At 61.7% G+C, this 21,770-nt stretch carries 19 protein-coding genes; 6 read left to right on the top strand and 13 right to left on the bottom strand.

The features are described from left to right. Positions 1-8: 8 nt before the first annotated feature. The 3 genes from VPH41_RS20575 to VPH41_RS20585 all read right to left on the bottom strand — a co-directional run bounded on the left by VPH41_RS20575 (position 9) and on the right by VPH41_RS20585 (position 5,259). A complete protein-coding gene (locus VPH41_RS20575; RefSeq protein WP_328571354.1) occupies positions 9-458 on the bottom strand; it encodes an HIT family protein in 450 nt (149 codons plus the stop codon). Further along, entirely contained in the window at positions 458-4,498 is a 4,041-nt protein-coding gene (locus VPH41_RS20580; RefSeq protein WP_328571355.1) for a DUF3683 domain-containing protein, read from the bottom strand. Before VPH41_RS20580 ends, VPH41_RS20575 begins: the two co-directional genes overlap by 1 nt. 269 nt (positions 4,499-4,767) lie before the next feature. Continuing rightward, on the bottom strand, positions 4,768-5,259 hold the full coding sequence (locus tag VPH41_RS20585; RefSeq protein ID WP_152256795.1) for a YqaA family protein: 492 nt from the start codon (positions 5,257-5,259) through the stop codon (positions 4,768-4,770). A 202-nt stretch (positions 5,260-5,461) separates the two neighbouring features. Between VPH41_RS20585 and ilvA the strand changes: the two genes are divergently transcribed. The 5 genes from ilvA (at position 5,462) to rapZ (ending at position 10,822) form a co-directional block, all read left to right on the top strand. Continuing rightward, positions 5,462-6,997, top strand: coding sequence for a threonine ammonia-lyase, biosynthetic (gene ilvA / locus VPH41_RS20590; protein WP_287774488.1), 1,536 nt, complete (start codon positions 5,462-5,464; stop codon positions 6,995-6,997). 106 nt (positions 6,998-7,103) lie between these two features. Then, positions 7,104-7,946 (top strand): NADPH-dependent 7-cyano-7-deazaguanine reductase QueF, encoded by an 843-nt coding sequence (queF, locus tag VPH41_RS20595; protein WP_328571356.1) that lies wholly within the window; start codon positions 7,104-7,106, stop codon positions 7,944-7,946. 337 nt (positions 7,947-8,283) lie between these two features. Further along, positions 8,284-8,766, top strand: coding sequence for a PTS sugar transporter subunit IIA (locus VPH41_RS20600; protein WP_071079718.1), 483 nt, complete (start codon positions 8,284-8,286; stop codon positions 8,764-8,766). Positions 8,767-8,802: 36 nt separating this feature from the next. Then, on the top strand, positions 8,803-9,738 hold the full coding sequence (gene hprK / locus VPH41_RS20605) for an HPr(Ser) kinase/phosphatase (RefSeq protein ID WP_034753337.1): 936 nt from the start codon (positions 8,803-8,805) through the stop codon (positions 9,736-9,738). A gap of 220 nt (positions 9,739-9,958) precedes the next feature. Further along, positions 9,959-10,822 (top strand): RNase adapter RapZ, encoded by an 864-nt coding sequence (gene rapZ, locus VPH41_RS20610; RefSeq protein ID WP_035824128.1) that lies wholly within the window; start codon positions 9,959-9,961, stop codon positions 10,820-10,822. On the opposite strand, the gene VPH41_RS20615 is transcribed toward rapZ, so the two are convergent. From VPH41_RS20615 to VPH41_RS20650, 8 genes are all read right to left on the bottom strand, one after another. After that, on the bottom strand, positions 10,823-11,908 hold the full coding sequence (locus VPH41_RS20615; protein ID WP_328571357.1) for an enoyl-CoA hydratase/isomerase family protein: 1,086 nt from the start codon (positions 11,906-11,908) through the stop codon (positions 10,823-10,825). 153 nt (positions 11,909-12,061) lie between these two features. Further along, the gene (gene hpf / locus VPH41_RS20620; protein ID WP_152283403.1) at positions 12,062-12,421 is read right to left on the bottom strand and encodes a ribosome hibernation-promoting factor, HPF/YfiA family; all 360 of its coding nucleotides are present in this window, start codon (positions 12,419-12,421) and stop codon (positions 12,062-12,064) included. Between the two features lie 69 nt (positions 12,422-12,490). Then, positions 12,491-13,969 (bottom strand): RNA polymerase factor sigma-54, encoded by a 1,479-nt coding sequence (locus tag VPH41_RS20625; protein ID WP_328571358.1) that lies wholly within the window; start codon positions 13,967-13,969, stop codon positions 12,491-12,493. Positions 13,970-13,973: 4 nt separating this feature from the next. Further along, positions 13,974-14,729: an LPS export ABC transporter ATP-binding protein gene (gene lptB / locus VPH41_RS20630; protein WP_034778383.1), complete on the bottom strand. Its 756-nt coding sequence runs from the start codon at positions 14,727-14,729 to the stop codon at positions 13,974-13,976. After that, positions 14,729-15,322 (bottom strand): lipopolysaccharide transport periplasmic protein LptA, encoded by a 594-nt coding sequence (gene lptA, locus VPH41_RS20635; protein WP_152256801.1) that lies wholly within the window; start codon positions 15,320-15,322, stop codon positions 14,729-14,731. Before lptA ends, lptB begins: the two co-directional genes overlap by 1 nt. A gap of 25 nt (positions 15,323-15,347) precedes the next feature. Next, positions 15,348-15,959, bottom strand: a complete 612-nt coding sequence (gene lptC, locus VPH41_RS20640; protein WP_226941425.1) for an LPS export ABC transporter periplasmic protein LptC — start codon at positions 15,957-15,959, stop codon at positions 15,348-15,350. A gap of 42 nt (positions 15,960-16,001) precedes the next feature. Beyond that, positions 16,002-16,535, bottom strand: coding sequence for a KdsC family phosphatase (locus VPH41_RS20645; protein WP_096233521.1), 534 nt, complete (start codon positions 16,533-16,535; stop codon positions 16,002-16,004). After that, entirely contained in the window at positions 16,535-17,569 is a 1,035-nt protein-coding gene (locus tag VPH41_RS20650; protein WP_442906301.1) for a KpsF/GutQ family sugar-phosphate isomerase, read from the bottom strand. The genes VPH41_RS20645 and VPH41_RS20650 overlap by 1 nt, the downstream gene beginning before the upstream one ends. 84 nt (positions 17,570-17,653) lie before the next feature. On the opposite strand from VPH41_RS20650, the gene VPH41_RS20655 reads away from it, so the two are divergent. Beyond that, entirely contained in the window at positions 17,654-19,633 is a 1,980-nt protein-coding gene (locus VPH41_RS20655; RefSeq protein ID WP_152256804.1) for a monovalent cation:proton antiporter family protein, read from the top strand. Positions 19,634-19,644: 11 nt separating this feature from the next. Here the strand turns inward: VPH41_RS20655 and VPH41_RS20660 are convergent, their stop codons facing one another. Beyond that, positions 19,645-20,808 (bottom strand): GGDEF domain-containing protein, encoded by a 1,164-nt coding sequence (locus VPH41_RS20660; RefSeq protein WP_328571360.1) that lies wholly within the window; start codon positions 20,806-20,808, stop codon positions 19,645-19,647. A gap of 34 nt (positions 20,809-20,842) precedes the next feature. Further along, on the bottom strand, positions 20,843-21,694 hold the full coding sequence (locus VPH41_RS20665) for an MOSC domain-containing protein (protein ID WP_328571361.1): 852 nt from the start codon (positions 21,692-21,694) through the stop codon (positions 20,843-20,845). Between the last annotated feature and the right edge of the window lie 76 nt (positions 21,695-21,770).

Below are 21,770 nucleotides of genomic sequence, written 5' to 3' on the forward strand. Positions count from 1 at the left end.
ACAATACTTTATGCGGATAAACGTTGAATGATGGCGTCGCGCAAGGCCGGCAGCAGGGCGCGGCGCGCGGCCAGCACCTGGGGCGCCGTCTCGCGCTGCACGACGGCCCAGCTGGGGTTCGGGAAATGCGCATCGTCGCGGTAGCGGGGAATCACGTGCCAGTGCACATGCGGCGTCATGTTGCCGAAACTGGCCACGTTGACCTTTTCCGGCTGCATCACTTCACGCACGGCCAGCTCGACTTGCCACAGGACTTCCATCACGTAGTTGCGCTCGCCGGGCGTCAAGTCCGTCATTTCCTTCACGTGCTTGTTCCAGATCACACGGCAAAAGCCGGGATAGCTGGGATCATCGACGGCCACCACGGACAGCCGCTCGCTGCGCCACAGCAAGGTCTCCAGACCTTGCTTGTTGGCGTAGCCGTCCAGCAAGGTGCACAGATCGCAGCCCGTGGACATCACACGAGCACCCGTTCGATGCCGCCGTCATTGGCGCGTTTCACGTAATCCGGCATCCAGTTCTCTCCCAGCAAGTGTTTGGCGATCTCGACGACGATGTAATCGGCCGTCGTGCCCGAATCGTCATTGTAGCGCGACAAGCCTTGCAAGCACGACGGGCAGCTGGTGAGGATCTTGACGTCGCCGGTAAACCCATCGCCGCGCAGCTTGTCGGCGCCCTTGACCATCTCTTCTTCCTTGCGGAAACGCACTTGCGTGGAAATGTCGGGACGCGTGACGGCCAGCGAACCCGATTCGCCGCAGCAACGGTCATTCTTCTCGATCTTCACGTTGTCTACCGTGCTGATCAGGGAGTTGATGGTCTTGCCCGATTCCTGCAGCTTCATCGGATTGTGGCATGGCTCGTGGTACATATAACGGGTGCCGTTCACGCCTTCCAGCTTCACCTGTTTTTCCAGCAGATACTCATGGATATCCATGATGCGGCAGCCGGGGAAGATCTTTTCAAACTGGTACGTGGCCAGCTGGTCGTAGCAGGTGCCGCACGACACGAGCACCGTCTTGATGTCCAGGTAATTGAGCGTGTTGGCCATGCGGTGGAACAGGACGCGGTTGTCCGTCATCATCTTCTCGGCCTTGTCGAACTCGCCCGCGCCCCGCTGCGGATAACCGCAGCACAGGTAGCCAGGCGGCAAGACCGTCTGCACGCCCACTTCCCACAGCATCGCCTGCGTGGCCAGGCCCACTTGCGAGAACAGGCGTTCCGAACCGCAACCAGGGAAGTAGAACACGGCTTCCGTATCGGCCGTCGTCGTCTTCGGATTGCGGATGATCGGGATCACTTTATCGTCTTCGATGTCGAGCAGCGCGCGCGCCGATTTCTTCGGCAGGTTGCCCGGCATCTTTTTATTGATGAAATGGATCACCTGCGCCTTGACGGGCGGCTTGCCCGTCGATGGCGGCGGCGCCTTGGTTTGCTTCTTGGCAAATTTCTTCAGCAAGTCATGGCCCAGGCGCTGCGCCTTGTAACCCCAGCCGATCATGACCTTGCGCGTGGCATTGATGGTCACGGGATCGGTGGCGTTGAGGAACATCATCGTGGCCTTGGTGCCGGGATTAAAGCTCTTCTTGTCCATCTTGCGCAGCAAGTTGCGCATGTTCATCGACACGTCGCCGAAATCGATGTTGACGGGGCACGGCGTCACGCATTTATGGCAGACCGTGCAGTGATCGGCCACGTCTTCGAACTCTTCCCAATGCTTGATGGAAATGCCGCGGCGCGTCTGTTCTTCGTACAGGAAGGCTTCGATCAGGGACGAGGTCGCCAAGATCTTGTCGCGCGGCGAGTACAGCAAATTCGCGCGCGGCACGTGGGTCGAGCACACGGGTTTGCACTTACCGCAACGCAAGCAATCCTTGACGCTGTCGGCAATGGCGCCGATATCGCTTTGCTGCATGATCAAGGACTCGTGCCCCATCAGGCCGAACGATGGCGTGTAGGCGTTGCGCAAGTCGGCGCCCATGCCCGGCAGGTTCAGCAGTTTGCCCTTGTTGAAACGGCCTTCCGGATCGATGCGCTGCTTGTAGCTGCGGAAGTCGCCGATCTCTTCTTCCGTCAGGAATTCCAGCTTGGTGATGCCGATACCGTGTTCGCCGGAAATCACGCCATTGAGCGAGCGGGCCAGGATCATGATGCGGCCCACGGCTTCGTGGGCGTCCTGCAGCATTTCGTAGTTGTCCGAGTTGACGGGCAAGTTCGTGTGCACGTTGCCGTCGCCCGCATGCATGTGCAGGGCGACGAACACGCGCGAACGCAAGATGCGCGCGTGAATCGCCGTCGCTTCGTCGAGGATCAGTTTAAACGCGGCGCCGTTGAAGATCTGGCGCAGCTGGGCGCGGATTTCCTGCTTCCAGGTAATGCGCACGGTACGGTCCTGCACCACGTCGAACAGGGTGGCGTCGGGCTGCGTTTCCAGGCGCGCATCGAAGACGGGCAGCAAGCGCTCCATGCCCAGTTCCGCCAGCTCGCCCTTTACATCGGCCAGCGGAAGGTCCAGCTGACCCAGCAGATAGGTCCAGCGTGCCGTGACCTGCGCCAGCAACTGTTGCGCCTGCTCGGCGCGGTCGCCCAGCATTTCCGCATCGTCGACGCGGTCATCGGACGCATCGTCGCTCTTGCCGATCGGCAGGTTGCCCTTGCCAAAGAAGTCGCTCAACGCTGCGGCCAGCTGCAGCTTGTTCTTGATCGACAGCTCGATATTGATGCGCTCGATGCCATCCGTGTATTCGCCCATGCGGTTGAGCGGAATCACGACGTCTTCATTGATCTTGAACGCGTTCGTATGCTTGGCGATCGCCGCCGTGCGGGCACGGTCGAGCCAGAATTTCTTGCGCGCTTCCGGGCTGACGGCCACAAAGCCTTCGCCCACGCGGGTGTTGGCGATACGCACCACTTCCGACGCCGCTTGCGCGACAGCATTTTCATCGTCGCCGACGATGTCGCCGAACAGGGCCATCTTCGGCAGCACGCCCCGCTTCGACTTCGTGGCGTAGCCGACGGCACGCAGGTAGCGCTCATCGAGATGTTCCAGGCCCGCCAGGCGGATGGTCGTGTACTGCTCGCCTTTCGCCGGCAAGCCGTCGAGGTAATCCTTGATTTCCACGATCGACGGGATCGCATCGCGCGCCTGGCCAAAAAATTCCAGGCAGACGGTGCGGGCGAACTTCGGCATCTTGTGCAAGATCCAGCGCGCCGACGTGATCAAGCCGTCGCAACCCTCTTTCTGGATGCCCGGCAAGCCGGCGAGGAATTTGTCCGTCACGTCCTTGCCCAGGCCTTCCTTGCGGAACTTACGGCCAGGAATTTCCAAGATTTCCGTCTTGAACGGCGCGTTCGGTTTCGTGGCGTCGCGCGTGCTCGGGTGGCGCCATTCCAGCTGGAAACGTGCCAGCGCGATATCGTGGATCTTGCCCAGGTTGTGGTCCAGGCGCGTGACGTCGAGCCAGTCGCCGTTCGGGTCCACCATGCGCCACGACGCCAGGTTGTCCAGCGCCGTGCCCCACAGCACGGCTTTCTTTCCGCCTGCATTCATGGCGACGTTGCCGCCGATGCACGAGGCGTGCGCCGAGGTGGGGTCGACGGCAAACACGAAGCCGGCCTTTTCCGCCGCTTCCGACACCTTGTTCGTGATCACGCCGGCGCCCGAATTGATGGTCGCGTATTCATGCGTGAGGCCAGGCAAGACCGTCATTTCGACGGCGCCCAGGGTGATGAGTTTTTCCGTGTTGATGACGGCCGACATCGGCGTCAATGGAATCGCGCCGCCCGTGTAGCCGGTGCCGCCGCCGCGCGGGATGATGGTCAGCCCCAGTTCGATACAGCCCTTGACCAGGCCGGCCATTTCCTCTTCCGTGTCGGGCGTGAGCACGACGAACGGGTATTCCACGCGCCAGTCGGTGGCGTCCGTCACGTGCGACACGCGCGTCATGCCGTCGAAACGCACATTGTGTTTTTCCGTGTAGCGGCCCAGCACCTTGACCGTGCGCTTGCGCAAGTCGTAGGTCTTGCGGAATTCGTCGCCGAAGTCGGCCACGGCCTTGCTGGCCGCTTTCAGCAGCAGTTCCACGTTGGCGCTGCGCGCCTTGGCCACTTCCGGCGCTTCGCCGGCAGCCAGCGCGTCGCCGCCGGCCGCATCGATGCCCAGGCGGCGCTTGTCGACTTCGGCCAGGCGGTGATGCAAGGCATCGATCAAGCCCTGGCGGCGCTTCGGGTTGTCCAGCAAGTCATCCTGCAGGTAGGGATTGCGGCGCACCACCCAGATATCGCCCAGCACCTCGTACAGCATGCGGGCGGAACGGCCCGTCTGGCGGGCACCGCGCAGCTCGTCGAGCAGGCGCCAGGAGTCCTCCCCCAACAGGCGTATGACGATCTCGCGATCGGAAAACGACGTGTAGTTATACGGGATTTCGCGCAGGCGGCTTGCTGCGGGACCATTCGGCGTTTCTGCCAGTAAAGCTTGGATATGTGCGGGAGCGTTCATGGAGTGTGGTGACGATGTGGACTGGACCCTAAAGGCCCATTTTATCTTATTGCGCCGCACCATGCGGGAACAGCCTTATGCCGCCCAAGGTTTAAGCACCTGATCCGCCGCCATAGCAAATATGGGGAAGTCTTATTTTTTGTGAATAAAAAATCAGTCCCGATGATTTTTTAACGCAAAAATGCCAAGAATCAGACTCAGCCACAAACTATCAAACTGCCCAAAAACAGGGCAAACAGGCGTTGCATTGCGCCCCGTTTGCGTGCCGATCAGGCCAGCATTTGTCCAATCCGGTGCCATACGCCATCGGGAACGTACAGCAGCAAACCCGTCATGGTCAGGTAGCGCGCGCACTTGCCGATGGCCATGTAGGCCACGCTGGGCCAGAACGGCAGCTTGAGCCAGCCTGCCAGCGTGCACAGGGGATCGCCCACGATGGGCAGCCAGGCCAGCAGCATGGTCTTGGCGCCATAGCGGGCCAGCCAGCGGAACCAGCGCGTGTCGCGCTCCTTGGCGAACGCCTGCTTGGCCCGGTAGCCCATCCAGTAGTCGACGACGCCGCCCAGGGTGTTGCCCAGGGTGGCGACGCCGATGGTGGCCCAGAACAGCGCGGGATTGGCCTTGATGACGGCAAACACGGCTGGTTCCGAGCCCAGCGGCAAGAGGGTGGCGGAAATAAAGCTGATCAGAAAGACCGATGTCAGCCCGACTTCCGGTGCGGCGATCAGCTGCAGCAGCCAGGCGATTGCGGATTCGATCATGGAACACTTCGCGATGCAGTAAGGCTCTCCATTATAATGAAGAGCAGCTTGCGCGCCGCACAATCCGCGCCGACCGGCAAGGGCTCACCGGCCCCCTAGATCCACAGAGCACTATTGTCGCCAGGCTATCCGCCGCGGCGCCGCCGATATCGCCCGACACGCTCCAGACCCTTTCTGGCCCAGAATCACTTGCTTGCAGACTATGAACATCGACTACCTCAAGAAAATCCTGACCGCCCGCGTCTATGACGTCGCCACCGAAACGCCGCTGGAACTGGCCCCTGCCCTGTCGCAGCGCCTGAACAACCAGATTTACTTCAAGCGCGAAGACATGCAAAGCGTGTTCAGCTTCAAGATTCGTGGCGCCTACAACAAGATGTCCAAGCTGAGCGAAGCGGACCGCAAGCGGGGCGTGATTTGCGCCTCGGCCGGCAACCATGCCCAGGGCGTGGCCCTGTCGGCCGCCCGCATGGGTTGCCGCGCCGTCATCGTCATGCCCACCACCACGCCGCTGGTGAAGGTCGAGGCGGTCAAGGGACGCGGCGGCGTCAACGTGGAAGTGGTGCTGCACGGCGAGTCGTACACGGATGCCTACAACCATGCGCTGACCCTGGAGAAAGAGCAGAAGCTGACCTTCGTGCACCCGTTCGACGACCCGGACGTGATCGCCGGCCAGGGCACGATCGGCATGGAAATCCTGCGCCAGCACGCCGGCCCCATCCACGCCATCTTCGCGCCCATCGGCGGCGGCGGCCTGATCGCCGGCATCGCCGCCTATGTCAAACAGATCCGTCCCGACATCAAGATCATCGGCGTGCAAAGCGTCGATTCGAACGCCATGGCCCGTTCGCTCAAAGCGGGCGAACGCGTGACCCTGAACGACGTGGGCCTGTTCGCCGACGGCACGGCCGTGCGCCTGGCGGGCGAGGAAACCTTCCGCCTGGTGCAGGCGTATGTCGATGAAATCATCACCGTCGACACGGACGCCATCTGCGCCGCCATCAAGGACGTGTTTACGGATACGCGCAGCATTCTGGAACCGTCCGGCGCGCTGGCCATCGCCGGCGCCAAGGCCTATGTGGAACGGGCCAGCCTGACCAAGCATCCCGTCAACAATGAAACCCTGATCACCATCGCCAGCGGCGCCAACATGAACTTCGACCGTTTGCGCTTCGTCGCGGAACGGGCCGAACTGGGCGAATTCCGCGAAGCCCTGTTTGCCGTCACCATGCGCGAACAGCGGGGCAGTTTTAAACGTTTCTGCTCGCTCATCGGCGCGCGCAACGTGACGGAATTTAATTACCGCATCAGCGATGAAAAAGCCGCGCACGTGTTTGTCGGCATCCAGATTGCCGACCGGCATGAGTCCGGCGCGATGGCGCAGAAATTCGAAGAGCACGAATTCAAGACGCTGGACCTGACGCACGACGAACTGGCCAAGTCGCACATCCGCCACCTGGTCGGCGGCAAGAGCCGCCTGGCGCAGGACGAACTGCTGTACCGCTTCGAATTCCCCGAGCGCCCCGGTGCGCTGATGCGTTTCCTCGACAGCATGGCGCCGAACTGGAATATCTCCTTGTGCCATTACCGCAGCCAGGGCGGCGACGTGGGCCGCATTCTGGTGGGCCTGCAAGTGCCGCCCGATGAAATGGGCGAGTTTGCCCGCTTCCTCGATACGCTGGGCTACCGTTACTGGGATGAAAGCAGCAATCCTGTGTATAAGCTGTTCCTGGGATAAATGGTGAGTTAGCCCAACGGCAAATACTGGGGTCTGCCCCCGGCCCTTGCCGTTGGCTTGAAATAGGCTACCATTCATCCTTCACAGAATTTGTAGCCACGCCACCATGACCACCACCAACGACCTCGCCGAACAATCCCCGCTGGGAAAAAGCTCCGCCTACCGCACCGATTACGCGCCGGAACTGCTGTTTCCCATTCCGCGCCAGGGCAAGCGCGACGAGCTGGAATTGCGCGGCACTTTGCCCTTCTTCGGCCTCGATATCTGGAATGCGTATGAACTGTCGTGGCTGAATCAGCGCGGCAAGCCGCAGGTGGCCATTGCCAAGGTCAGCGCGCCGGCCGATTCGCCCAACATCATCGAATCGAAATCGTTCAAGCTGTACCTGAACTCGTTCAACCAGACCAAACTGGACGGCCCGGAAGCGCTGCTGGCCTTGTTGAAACAGGATCTGTCCAACGGTTTCGGCGCGCCCGTGCAAGTGGAACTGACCTTGCAGGAAGATTTCGGCAAGCTGAAAATGGGCGAATTCGACGGCGTGCTGCTGGACCGCCTGGACCTGGAAATCACGCAATACACGCCCTCGCCGCTGCTGCTCAAGGCGGCGCTGGACGAGGCGCCCGTGGAAGAAAAACTCGTCTCGCATTTGCTCAAATCGAATTGCCTGGTAACGGGCCAGCCCGACTGGGGCAGCGTGCAGATCGAGTATGCGGGACCGCAAATCGACCAGGAAAGCCTGTTGCGCTACCTGATTGGTTTCCGCGAGCACAATGAATTCCACGAGCAATGCGTGGAGCGCATCTTTGTCGATATCTTGCGCCAGTGCAAGCCGCAAAAACTGTCCGTGTATGCGCGCTACACGCGCCGCGGCGGTCTCGACATCAACCCCTGGCGCAGCAACTTCAGCACGGGGGCGATGCCGGACAACCTGCGCAATGCGCGCCAGTAATACCGCGCACGCAACACCATAAAACCATGCCAACAGGAATGTTGGCTGTGTTTTAAAACAACGTTGTAGTAGTGCTGCAGTGCATGTCAAAGACGCTGAAAAATCGGAAATTCGGCATTCGGCGGCGGAAAAACCGGTTCGTCGCGTGTTTTTAATCAAGAAATAGCCGATACACCCCGATGTTATTTTTTTGCTAAAATGATGACGACATGGGCTGTAGCGCCCACTGCGCCCGCAGCGGGCGTATACTGTTGAGAATTGGCGTTACAGGCCGCGGAAACAGGCCTATAATTCGGCTCGCAAGCCCTCTGCGCATTGCACCATTTCATTGAGTGTCATGACTAATCTTAGCAAAATATTATCCCTCGAAAACGTCCTGCTGGACCTGGAAGTCTCCAGTAAAAAGCGCGCCTTCGAGCAAGCCGGCCTGATCTTCGAAAACAATTACGGCATCGCCCGCTCTACCGTCTCGGACAATCTGTTTGCCCGCGAACGCCTGGGCTCGACGGGCCTGGGCCACGGCGTGGCCGTGCCGCATGGCAGAGTCAAGGGCAGCAAGACCCTGAAAGCGCCGCTGGGCGCCTTCGTGCGCCTGGCCGAACCGATTCCGTTCGAGTCGCCTGATGGCAAGCCCGTCAATCTGCTGTTTTTCCTGCTGATTCCCGATCATGTCACTCAGCAACATCTGGAAATCCTGTCGGAAATCGCCGAGATGTTTTCCGACGATGCTTTCCGTACGGCACTGGCCACGGATCCGGAACCGAAATCCGTGCATTCGCGCATCGTCAATTGGCAACCCAGTCTGCAAGCGGCGGGTTAAACTTCAGGTATTCCTCCACTCCTGAAGAAGACTGCCATGTTGCAAACGCCGCTGACGATACAACGCCTGTACGACGATAATCGTGAAAGTCTGCAACTGGGCTGGTTCGCCGGCTTCCCCGGCGGCGAACGCCTGATCTCGGGCGACGTCTCGTCGGCCGCCGACCAGGTGGGCCACTTGAACCTGATCCATCCGGGCCGCATCCAGGTCTTCGGCCACCAGGAAATCAATTACTATCAGCGCTTGAAGGTCAATACGCGCACCCACGTGATCGGCGAACTGATCGCCGGCGGCCCGCCCGCGCTGATCATCGCGCAAGGGCTGGAAACGCCGCCCGACATCCTTGCCATCTGCGACGAACAAAACATTCCCCTGTTCTCCACCCCGCTGCCGGCCGCGCAAGTGATCGATTTCCTGCGCGTCTACCTGTCGAAAAAACTGGCGCAGCGCATCATCATGCATGGCGTGTTCATGGACGTGCTGGGCGTGGGCGTGCTGATCACGGGCGATTCGGGCCTGGGCAAGAGCGAACTGGGGCTGGAGCTGATCTCGCGCAGCCACGGCCTGGTGGCCGATGACGCCGTCGAGTTCTCGCGTATCGCGCCCAACATGATCGAAGGCCGCTGCCCGCCCCTGCTGCAAAACCTGCTCGAAGTACGGGGCCTGGGCTTGCTCGACATCAAGGCCATCTTTGGCGAAACGGCCGTGCGCCGCAAGATGCGCCTGAAACTGATCGTGCACCTGGTGCGCCGCAATGCGCTGGAAGAAGAAGTCGAGCGCCTGCCCTTCCTGTTCCCCACGGAAGACGTGCTTGGCTTGCCCGTGCGCAAGGTCGTCATCCCCGTCGCCGCCGGCCGCAACATCGCCGTGCTGCTGGAAGCAGCCGTGCGCAATACGATACTGCAGCTGCGCGGCATCGATACCTTGCAGGAGTTCATGGAGCGGCAACGTTTGGCAATGAGCGGCGACTAGCGTTGCAAGGAGTCCTCGCTCGTAGGCGAGGACCGTTTCGCAGGCGGAGAGCAGTGCTCTCCGAAATCCCTGCTACACCAACGTTTGGCAATGAGCGGCGACTAGCGTTGCAAGGAGTCCTCGCTCTTTTGTTTAACCAACACCACAAGCCGAATTGCAATAGTTTGTAAAGATAATTGCCTCGGGAGCACAGTGCCGATCTTTATTGTATGATCGGCATATGCATATCGTCCTTATCACCGGAATATCCGGTTCCGGTAAATCCGTTGCGCTCAATGTGCTGGAAGATACCGGTTACTACTGCGTCGACAACCTGCCGCCGGCTTTGCTGCCCAGCCTGGTGCAAACCCTGCTCGACGAAGGCACACCGCAACTGGCCGTCGCCGTCGACGCGCGCAGCGCCGAGTCGCTGACCAGCCTGCCGCACAATGTGGCCCTGCTGCGCGACCAGGGGCACGACGTGAAGGTCATGTTCTTGACGGCCACCACGCATTCGCTGGTGGCGCGCTTCTCGGAAACGCGGCGCAGCCATCCGCTGTCGCACGAATTGCGTCCGAACCAGAATCCAGCCAGCCGCCGCACCCTGATCGAATGCATCTCGGAAGAACGGGAACGCCTGTCGGCCATCGAACAGTTGGGCCATGTGATCGACACCTCGGAACTGAGCGCCAACAAGCTGCGCGCCTGGATCAAGGATATCGTCGCTTCCGAACGCGCGCCGCTGACCCTGTTCTTCGAATCGTTCGCCTTCAAGCTGGGCGTGCCGCTGGATGCCGATTTCGTCTTCGACGTGCGGGCCTTGCCGAATCCCTATTACGACCTGGCGCTGCGGCCTCTCGACGGCCGCGACGCGCCCGTGATCGCCTTCCTCGACGCGCAGCCCAGCGCGCTGGAACTGCTGGCCGATATCCGCGCCTTCATCGAGAAATGGTTGCCATCATTTAAGTCCGACAACCGCAGCTACCTGACGGTGGCCCTCGGCTGCACGGGCGGCCAGCACCGTTCCGTGTACATGGCCGAACGGCTGGCGCAATACTTCGGCCCCAACGAACGGGTCGTCCTGCGCCACCGCGAGCGCAGCTAGTTAGTCGAGGTGGCGCAGCGGATGCGCCGCGGCCGGCCAGACGGGAGCGAAGAAGCGCGCCACCATGGCCGCATCGACGTCGTCCAGGCTGGCGGGCTGCCAGCGCGGCGCATTGTCCTTGTCGACCACGAGCGCGCGCACGCCCTCGATGACTTCCCCATGTTCGAAATTGTGGCGCACCACCGTGCGCTCGAGGCGCAGGCAGTCGGCCACGCCCAGGTGGGCGCCCCGCTGCAGCAATTCCAGGGTCACCGACATCATCAAGGGAGAGCGCAGGCGCATGGCCGCCAGGGCCTTGCCGGCAAACGCGCTGTCGTCCTGTGCCAGCGACGCCATGATGGCTGCCACGGAAGGGGCGCTGAAATGGCGGTCCAGCGCCGCGCGCGCCGTGGCCAGCGCAGAAACGCCCGCCTGGGACTGGAATGGCGCGGCCAGAGCCTTGATGGCGACCGGCAAGCCTTCACCGGGCGTCGATTCGAACAGGGCCAGCAGCGCCCCCATCTGCGCCTCGGGCAGGTACACATCGGCCAGGCCCGTGTACAGGGCGTCGGCCGCGTTGATGGTCAAGCCCGTCAAGCCCAGATACAAGCCCAGCTGGCCGGCCAGGCGGGACAGGAAATAACTGCCGCCCACGTCCGGGAACAAGCCGATATTGACTTCCGGCATGGCCATGCGCGTACGGCCCGTGACGATGCGCAGGCGGTTGCCGGGCCCGGCTTGCGCCACGCCCATGCCGCCGCCCATCACCACGCCATCCATCACGGCGATATACGGTTTCGGATAGAAATGAATGAGATGGTTGAGCGCATATTCTTCCGTGAAGAAATCTTCCAGCTGCGCGCTGCCACCTTGCGGCGTGGCCCGGCCCGCATCGTAAAAGAAACGGATGTCGCCACCGGCGCACAGGGCTTTTTCACTGCTGGAACGGATCACCACGGCGTCTACCTGCGGATCGTCGCGCCAGGCCAGCAAAACGGCGCTCAGGGCGCGCACCATGTCCAGCGACAAGGAATTCAGGGCTTTCGGGCGGTCGAGCACGATGTGGCCCGTGCGGTTGCGGATGGAGGTCTGGACGAAGTCGCTCATGGCAGAATGGAAAGAAGTAAGTATGGGAACATTCTAGCGCCTTCGGATGGAACATTGCGTTCCCATGGCGCCCCCTGGCAAGGGCGACAGGCGCAAAAAAGGGCGCAATGTGCGCCCTTAGTTGATCACAGCCGGTTGAAAGTCGCGGCCCGCTCAGGCGGCGGCGAATTCTTCTTCCGAGCTGTCTGGCAGATGCTTGATCGCCTCTTTACCGTGCCCTTGCACTTTGGTTTTGTATTTCATCACTTGCCTGTCGAGCTTGTCGATCAGGGCATCGATTGCGGCATACAGGTCTTGCGCCAGGCTTTCCACATAGACGGTCTTGCCGCTCAGACGCAGATTGACTTCAGCCTTTTGACGTTTTTCTTTCTCTTTGAGGTTATCCACGGTCAGAATCACGGCGATATCGATGACTTGATCGAAATGACGTTTCACACGCTCCAGCTTCGTTTGTACGTATTCACGGATGGCTGGTGTCACTTCGAGATGATGTCCGCTGATGGTGAGATTCATACACACTCCTAAAGATGATCGGGTTCGTGCGGTCCATCGTATCCGGCCCGCAGAGGAACCGAAAAAAACTTACAAACACTTACGCAGGCTCACTGGCGGAATTTTTAATGCTTCCCGGTATTTGGCAACAGTACGTCGCGCAATCACCATGCCTTGTTCCCCCAGCATGTCCGCAATCTTACTGTCGGATAAAGGATTTTTAGGGTCTTCTGCTCCTGTCAGTTGCACGATCAATGCCCGTATCGCCGTCGATGACGCTTCGCCCCCCGCTTCGGTGGCGACGTGGCTACCAAAGAAATATTTCAACTCGAACATGCCGTGCGGGGTCAGCATGTACTTTTGAGTTGTTACCCGCGAGATAGTACTCTCGTGTAAACCCAGTGTATCAGCTATTTCACGGAGCACAAGGGGGCGCATGGCAACGGCCCCATGCGAGAAAAAGTTCTTTTGTCTTTCTACTATCGCCTGTGCCACGCGCAGTATCGTGTCGAAGCGCTGGCGCATATTCTTGATCAGCCACTTGGCTTCCTGCAACTGTGCGCCCATGGCGCCTTCGCCCTTGCCCTGCTTGAGCAAGTTGGCGTACATGGCGTTGACGCGCAGGCGCGGCATGACGTCGTTGTTCAAGGTGACTTGCCAGCCATTGCGCGCGCGCTTGACGACGACGTCGGGCACCACGTAATCGGACACGTCGGAGGCAAACACGGCGCCCGGATGCGGATTGCACTGGCGAATCACCGTCTGCGCTTCGCGCAAGTCTTCATCGTCGCAATCGAGGGCTTTTTTCAGCTTGTTGAAATCGCGCTGGGCAAACCAGGCCAGGTGCTTTTCCACGATGACGAGGGCCATGCGCCGCGTCACCATGGCGATATGGGGCAAGCGCTTGATCTGCAGCGCCAGGCATTCAGACGCATTGCGCGCGCCCACACCGGGCGGATCGAAACTTTGCAGCAGCGACAAGGCCGTGCGCAGCTCGTCGGCGTCGATTTCCAGCTCGTGCGGCAGGCGCGCCAGGATGTCGTCGAGCGACTCTTCCAGGTAGCCATTGTCGTCGAGCGCGTCGATGATCAGCTCGACCAGCGCGCGGTCGCGCAATTCGAGCACCGTCACGCGCATCTGCTCCATCAGGTGCTCGCGCAGGGTGCAGTGATGGGCTTCGAGTTGCGGGCGGGAATCTTCGTCGTCGGGCGTCTTGCCCCGGCTCGCTTCGCTCCAGTCGCTGTCGCCGCCGTCCGCGGCAACCGGGCCCTCGCCCGCCTCGCCGTCAAAGGTTTCCCCTTCGGCCGGTGCCGCAGGCGCTTCCTGGCCTGGCGGCTGGGGCGGCGCTTCGGCCGGCGCGGCCGTGGAACTCAAGGCGCCGTCGGACAGCAGGCGCAGCGAACGGTCGAGCGGATCATCGAGACGCTCGAGCAAAGGATTGTCCGTCAGCAATTGCTCCAATTCCTGGTGTAATTCCAGGGTAGACAATTGCAACAGGCGTATCGATTGCTGCAACTGCGGCGTCAGTGCCAAATGCTGCGAAGTGCGCAGCTGCAATGATTGTTTCATTGGCTCACATACGGAAGTGTTCGCCCAGATAGACCCGGCGTACCGACTCGTTCGCGATGATGTCGTCGGGGCGTCCCGACGCCAGCACCGAGCCCTGGTTGATGATGTAGGCACGGTCGCAAATACCCAGCGTCTCGCGCACATTATGATCGGTGATCAGCACGCCGATATTGCGCTCCTTCAAGAAGCGCACGATGCGCTGGATCTCGATCACGGCGATCGGATCGACGCCGGCGAACGGTTCGTCCAGCAGCACGAAACGGGGATCGGTGGCCAGCGCGCGGGCAATTTCCACGCGGCGGCGCTCGCCGCCCGACAGCGACAGCGCCTGGTTTTCGCGCAACTTTTCAATCTGCAAATCGGCCAGCAGTTTATCCAGGCGCACCTCGATCTCGGCCTTCGTCAGCGGACGGCCTTCGACGGTCTGGATTTCCAGCACGGCGCGGATATTGTCTTCCACCGTCAGCTTGCGGAAGACGGAGGCTTCCTGCGGCAGATACGACAGGCCCATCTGGGCGCGCCGATGGATCGGCAGGCTGGAAATATCCACGCCGCTGATATCGATGCTGCCGCCATCGGACGGCACCAGGCCGACGATCATGTAGAACGAGGTGGTCTTGCCGGCGCCGTTCGGGCCCAGCAGCCCCACCACTTCGCCGCATTCGACTTGCAGCGAGACGTCATGCACGACCTGGCGCTTGCCGTAGGTTTTTTGCAGCCCGCGAACGATCAGGGTACTGCCGCAACGTGTATTGTCCATTATTTCTTTCCTGGCGCAGGCGTGGCCGGCGCTTTCTCCGCCGCCGGTGCCTTGGTCTTCGGCTGGATCACCATGCGCACGCTGCCGCCATCCGGGGTGCTGGTGCCGCTGTCGGAATTTTCCATCGTAAACACTTCCTTGCGGCTGTCATACGAGATGAAGGCGCCGTTGGCCACGTCCGTCGGCTTCGTGCCTTCCAGGCGCGTCAGCTTGGCCTTGGAAAACAGTTTCACCACTTCCGTCTTGTTGTTGTATTCCACGCGCTCCGCTTCGCCTTCCACCCACAGGTCGCCCGCGCCATCGCGCTTCTGGCGGAAGGTGGCCAGCTTGCCGGGATCGGCCCAGAAGGTGATGAACTGGTAGCCTTGCGGGTCTTCCGTGATCAGGGCCCGGCCCGCCTTCATGGTCAGGGTGCCCTTGACCAGCACCACGTCGCCCGTCAGGGTGCGCGTCTGCTTGACGTCGTCGACCAGGCCGCTGCGTGCCGTGATCACGGCTTCCTTCTCGGAATCGGCCTTCTCGGCATGCGCCGCGCCCATCACGCCCAGCGAGCAGACGGTCGAGAATAGAGTCAACAGCAAGATGTTTTTCATAGTATGGTTTCCTTGTTTCATTCTGTCATTTTGCCGCCGCGGCCGGGCGCGGTTTCGGCGGGAGGACCATGCGCAAGGCATTGTGCACCTGCACCACGCCGGTGGCGTTATTGGCTTGCATGCCCACGCCATTGATGCGCGAAGCGCCCGTCAGGATATCGACAGGCACGTCCGTTTCCATTCTTTCTTCATCCGGAAACACCGTCAGCGCTTCCGTCCTGACCGTCAAATTCTGCGCCTTCGGACTGGCCACGCGGTCGATCACGACCTTGCGGTGCAGTTGCAGCCGGGTATTGTCCTGGTCGATATGCGCCAGTTCCGCATTCATGTTCATCGGCGGCATGCCTGGCGTGAGCTTGCGCACGAAGGGCTGGTCGATATCGGACGAATCGTCCAGCGGATAGTGCGTGAGCTTGGTGCCCGACACGATATAGCTGGGCTTGCCCGTCAAGTCCATGCGCACCAGGCTGAAATTGGTGATGAAATAGTCGGGTTCATCCAGATGCTTGCTGGCCGTGATGTCCTGGCCATTCTTGTTCATCACTTCGAGCAGCCAGAAGCTGCCCAGCGCAACGACGACTGCGCCCAGCACGGTAAAAATCACGCGCCAGCGATGGGCGCCTCCTGGCTTACGCATAGGGCTTCACTCTTTCAAATGTCACGGACGGCAAGGCGCGCCTCACTCCAGGAACGGCGCCATGACGCGCGCATAGTTGTCCTGGGCGCGCAGCAGGAATTCGCAGATCTCGCGCACCGCGCCGCGGCCGCCGCCGGCCTGCGTCACATGGTGCGCCAGGCCCTGCACTTCCGGACGTCCGCCCGGCACGCTGACGGCAAACCCCACGCGGCGCAGGATGGGCGCATCGATGACGTCGTCGCCGATATAGCCACATTGCTCTTCCGTCAAGCCCGTCAACGCCAGCAGCTCGCGAAACGGCGTCAGCTTGTCGTGACCGCCCTGGTGCACATGGGTAATGCCCAGGTCTTGCGCGCGGCGTGCCGTGATGGCCGAGCGGCGCGCGCTGATGATGGCCGTCTGCACGCCCGATTCCTGCAGCAGCTTGATGCCCAGGCCATCATACACATTAAACGTTTTCATCATCTCGCCGTCCGGGCCGAAATGCAGGCTGCCGTCGGTGAGCACGCCATCGACGTCAAAGATCATCAATTTGACCTTGGCCGCCCGCGCCAGGTTGTCCGCTACGCTATCCATCAGATCACCTTCGCTTGTGTCAGGTCATGGATATGCAGGGCGCCCACCAGCTTGCCGTCGGCATCGACGACGAGCATCTGGTTGATGCGGAACTGCTCCATCACGGCCACGGCATCCACGGCCAGGCGTTCGGGCGCGATGCTGCGCGGCTGCGCATGCATGACGTCGCGGATCGCCACCTGCGTGAAATCCTGCACGCGCTCGAACATGCGGCGCAAGTCGCCATCGGTAAACACGCCCACGGGGTGGTTGTCCCCATCGACGACGGCCGTCATGCCCATGCCCTTCTTCGTCATTTCTTCCAGCGCCTGCAGCAAGGAGGCGTCCACGGGCACCTTCGGTACCCGTTCGCCGCTGCGCATGACGTCATGCACGTGCGTGAGCAAACGGCGACCCAGGGCCCCGCCCGGGTGCGAACGGGCGAAATCTTCTTCCTTGAAGCCGCGCAAGTCGAGCAAGGCCACGGCGATCGCGTCGCCCAGGGCCAGAGTGACGGTGGTGCTGGCCGTCGGCGCCAGGTTCAGCGGACAGGCTTCTTTTTCAACAGAAATATCCAGGTGCACATCGGCCAGCTGGGCCAGGCTCGAATTCGGCTTGCCCGTCATGGAAATCAGGACGCCGCCCATGCGCTTGACGACGGGCATGATGGCCATCAGTTCCGACGATTCGCCGGAATACGATATGGCAATAAAAGCATCGTCCGAAGTGACCATGCCCAGGTCGCCATGGGCCGCTTCGGCCGGATGCACGAACAGGGCCGGCGTGCCGGTGGACGCGAGGGTGGCGGCAATCTTGCGCGCGATATGGCCGGACTTGCCGATGCCGGAGACGACGACACGCCCCTTGCATTGCAGCAACATCGCCACGGCGCGGCCCACGCTGTCGTCCGTGGCAAGGCGCGCGTGCAGGGCATTGATGGCGTCGGACTCGATCTGCAAGGTGGTACGGGCCAGCGCGACAGCGCGCTCGGTCGTCGCTTGCATGTCAATTCGATCAAAAGCTTTCAGCATTGTTTTTTCATGGGTTACACTCATGCCCAAAGTATAAACGAATTAGGAAAGCAAAAAACTTGCCAGTCACAACAAACAACGATTTCCATTGACCGCACCGGGCAACCCATGTTTTCCTCGCTTGAACTGACCCTGATGTTACTCGGCAGCGCCGTGCTGGGCGTGGTCGCTTTCAGAATGTTGCATTTGCCGCCCATGCTCGGCTACCTGGCCGTCGGCATCGTCATCGGCCCCCATGCGCTGGGCCTGGCGGCGGAAAACGAGGCCAGCCACACCCTGGCCGAGTTCGGCGTCGTCTTCCTGATGTTTTCCATCGGGCTCGAATTTTCTCTCCCCAAGTTTCTCGCCATGCGGCGCATCGTCTTCGGCCTCGGCATGGCGCAGGTGGTCACCACCATCGTCGCCACCGTCGTCTTCGGCTGGTTCGTCGCCCGCTACCTGTCCGCCTACATCCACCTGAGCTGGCAGGCGGCGTTTGCCCTCGGCGGCGCGCTGGCCATGTCGTCGACGGCCATCGTCTCGAAAATGCTCACGGAACGACTGGAGCTGGAAAGCGAACACGGCCGCAAGATCATCGGCATCCTGCTGTTCCAGGACCTGGCCGTGGTGCCCCTGCTGATCCTGATTCCCGCCCTCACGCGCGATTCGGACAACCTGGCCGAAACCCTGGCCTGGGCCGGCGGCAAGGCGCTGGTCGTCCTCATTTTGCTCTTGTTCATCGGCCAAAAGCTGGTGCGAGGCTGGCTGACCATCGTCGCCAAGCGCCGCTCGCAGGAATTGTTCATGCTCAACCTGCTGCTCATCACCCTGGGGGCCGCGTGGATCACGGAACGGGCCGGGCTGTCGCTGGCCCTGGGCGCATTTGTTGCCGGCATGCTCATTTCCGAGACGGAATTCAAGCACCAGGTGGAAGAGGATATCAAGCCCTTCCGCGACGTGCTGCTGGGCCTGTTCTTCATCACCGTCGGCATGCTGCTCAATATCCGCGTGGTGCTCGACAACTGGTGGCTGGTCTTGCTGCTGCTGTGCGGCCCCGTGCTGCTGAAATTCGCCCTGATCGCGGGCCTGGCCCGGCTGTTCGGCTCCAGCAACGGCGTGGCCTTGCGCACGGGGCTGGGATTGGCGCAGGCGGGCGAGTTCGGCTTCGTGCTGCTGAACCTGGCGGGCGGCATCAAGCTGATGGACCCGTTCGTCGTGCAGGTGGTGCTGGCCTCGATGGTGCTGTCGATGCTGGTGGCGCCCTTCCTCATCGCCAAGTCCGACGCCATCGTCATGAAACTGGCCGCCAACGACTGGATGATGCAATCGTTGGCCCTGACGAAGATCGCCACGCGCACCATGGCCTCGCAAAAACACGTGCTGATCGCCGGCTTCGGGCGCAGCGGACAAAGCCTGGCCACCCTGCTGGCGGAAGAAAAGATCGAATACCACGCGCTGGACCTGGACCCGGAACGGGTGCAGGAAGCGCAGCTGGCCGGCGCCCACGTCTCGTATGGCGATGCGGGCCGGCGCGAAAGCCTGGTGGCGGCCGGCATCTACCGGGCCAGCGCCGTCGTGATTACGTATGCGAACACGCCGTCGGCGCTGCGCCTGTTGCATTTGCTCAATGAAATGGCGCCCACCCTGCCCGTCATCGTGCGCAGCCACGACGACACCGACCTCGACCAGCTGAAAAAGGCGGGCGCAGCCGAAGTGGTACCGGAATTGATGGAAGGCAGCCTGATGCTCGCTTCGCACGCGCTGATCATGATGGGCGTACCCCTGCGCCGCGTCGTGCACCGGGTGCAGGCGGCGCGCGAGGAGCGCTACGCCTCGCTGCGCGGCTATTTCCACGGTTCCAGCGACGCGGGCGACGATGCCGAACTGGAACGCCTGCATACGGTCACCGTCAACGAGGGCGCGCAATGCGTGGGATTGCCGTTAAGCACGATCGACGTGGCGGGCTGCGGCGCGGCGGTGACGGCCATCCGCCGCGGCCGCGGCCGCCTCGACGTCACCCCCGAGACGCAGCTGGCCAGCGGCGATGTGGTGGTGCTGCGCGGCACGGCTGACGCCGTGGCCAAGGCGGAAACCTTGTTGTTGAAATAATTAGCCGGTCTTCATCCGCCGACCTGTGCCTGCCAGCTGACGACCTTGTTGCGGCCATCGGCCTTGGCCTGGTACAGGGCCTGGTCGGCGTGCGCCACCAGTTGCTGCGCCACCGTTTCGATCGGCAGCAGCGCCGCATCCGCTTCAAGGCTGGCCACGCCGATCGACACGCTGACCCACGCTTGCGCGCTGCCCGGCAAGTCGAACATGGTGCCGGCGATGCTGGCGCGGATGCGCTCGGCAACAAAGGTGGCGCTGTCGAGGTCGGCGTCGATCAGCAGCACGACGAATTCCTCGCCGCCGAAGCGGCCCAGCGCATCGGAGCGGCGCAATTCCGTGCGGATGCGCGTGGCCACCTCGCGCAGCACCTCATCGCCGCCCTGGTGGCCATACGTGTCATTGACCGACTTGAAATGGTCGATATCGATATACATGCATGAAATGCAATAGTCCTGGCGCCGCGCGCGGGCGATTTCTTCCAGCAGCCGGCGGTCGATATAGCGGCGGTTGTAGACGCCCGTGAGGGAATCGGTCAAGCCGATGTACTTCAGCATTTCATTGCTGATCACGTTTTCCAGGCAAATGGCGATGATGGACGCCATGTGCTTGATGAAATCCGTGCCCAGCGCAGGCGTAAAGCGCGTCACGTCGCTGCTGGCCAGGTTCAGGCTGCCGATCAGGCGCTTGTTGCGCAACAGGGGCACCAGCGCCACGCTGCGCAGGGGCGCGTCGATCTGCGGAAAACGGGGGCCATGCACGGGCGCGTCGAACTGGCCCAGCAGCGGCAGCGGCGGCAAGGCCGCTTCGCCTTCGGCCACGGGCAGCGGCGGCGCAAAGCCCAGCTCCGCCACTTCATGCACGAACAGCAACTGCGGAAACGCGCTGAAATCGACACCCAGCTTTTCCATCACCAGCACGATATCGTCATCCTCGTCGAGCAGGCTCAAGGTGACGCCGTCGAGGTCGGAAATCACGGGCAAGGTGCGAAAGATGGTGCCGATCAATTCGGGAAACGTGGACGCGCTGACGATTTCCAGGTCAAACGCCTGGTGGCGGCACATGATGTCGTGGTTGCGCTCGGCCTGTTCCAACAGGAAAGCCATGCGCGCGCGCAAGGCCTGGTTTTCGGCTTCGAGGCTGGCAATGCGCGGGGCCGGCGGTATTGCTTGATTCATAGAAACCTTAAACCCTTCTGTACGGGCGCCATGCTTAAAATGCCAGTTCGAAACCGATGTCTTGCCCCACCACGATACGCTCGTCGCCGCCTGCGGTCACGATGGCGTTCATGCCGAAGCAGATAGCGCCGTCAAGCTCGGGCTTGGCGCGGTAGCCATGCATGACGTCGAGCGGATCGGGCCCCGGCACGCCCGTGGCCTGGTCCACCGACGGGATCGGGCAGCGCGAGCACGGCTTGACGGGTTTCAAGGTGGTGGCGCCAAATTGCAGGAAGTCGGCGTAGTCTTCCTCGAACGGGGCAATATCGCCGATGACCAGGTTCGGGCGGAAACGGTTCATCGGCAAGGCCTCGCGGCCGGCAGCGCGCAGCTTCTCATTGACGTCGGCGAGCGAGGCGCTGCCGGCGATCAGCACCGGATAGCCATCGGCAAACATGGTCGAAGCGGCCACGCCGCCCGTCCACTTGGTGCTGGTGGCGCGCACCACGTCCGGGTGAAAGCGCACGAGGCGGCACGGCACGCCGATGGCCCTGGAAAACCACGTGGCCGTGACTGCGTCGCAATCGTAGGCGCGCACCGTATCGTCCCACACCTGCACCTCCAGCATGGGCGCGTGTTGCGGATCCGGCAAGCCCAGCTCGATTTCCAGCCGCAGCATGCCCGGCGCGCGCAACTCCAGGGTCGCGGCCTTGATGGACGGCACGATCAGCGCCATGCGCGGATGTTCGCGCTGGGTCAGGAAGCGGCCCTGCTCGTCCACCACCATCCATTCGCGGTCGAACACATGCTCGCTCATCAGCCCGGAATGCGTGAGGACCGCCTCGCGCAAATGGATGCCCGCGCACGATTTGATGGGATACAGGATGATGTCGGACAGGATAGCCATGGACAAGGGAGAAGGAACAGTGTTGCTGCTTCTGCCAGGAAGTTATTCAGAAACGAAGTATGGCAGCAAAGCAGGC

This window comes from Janthinobacterium sp. P210006 (assembly GCF_036231885.1).
In the GTDB taxonomy this organism is placed as follows: domain Bacteria; phylum Pseudomonadota; class Gammaproteobacteria; order Burkholderiales; family Burkholderiaceae_D; genus Janthinobacterium; species Janthinobacterium violaceinigrum.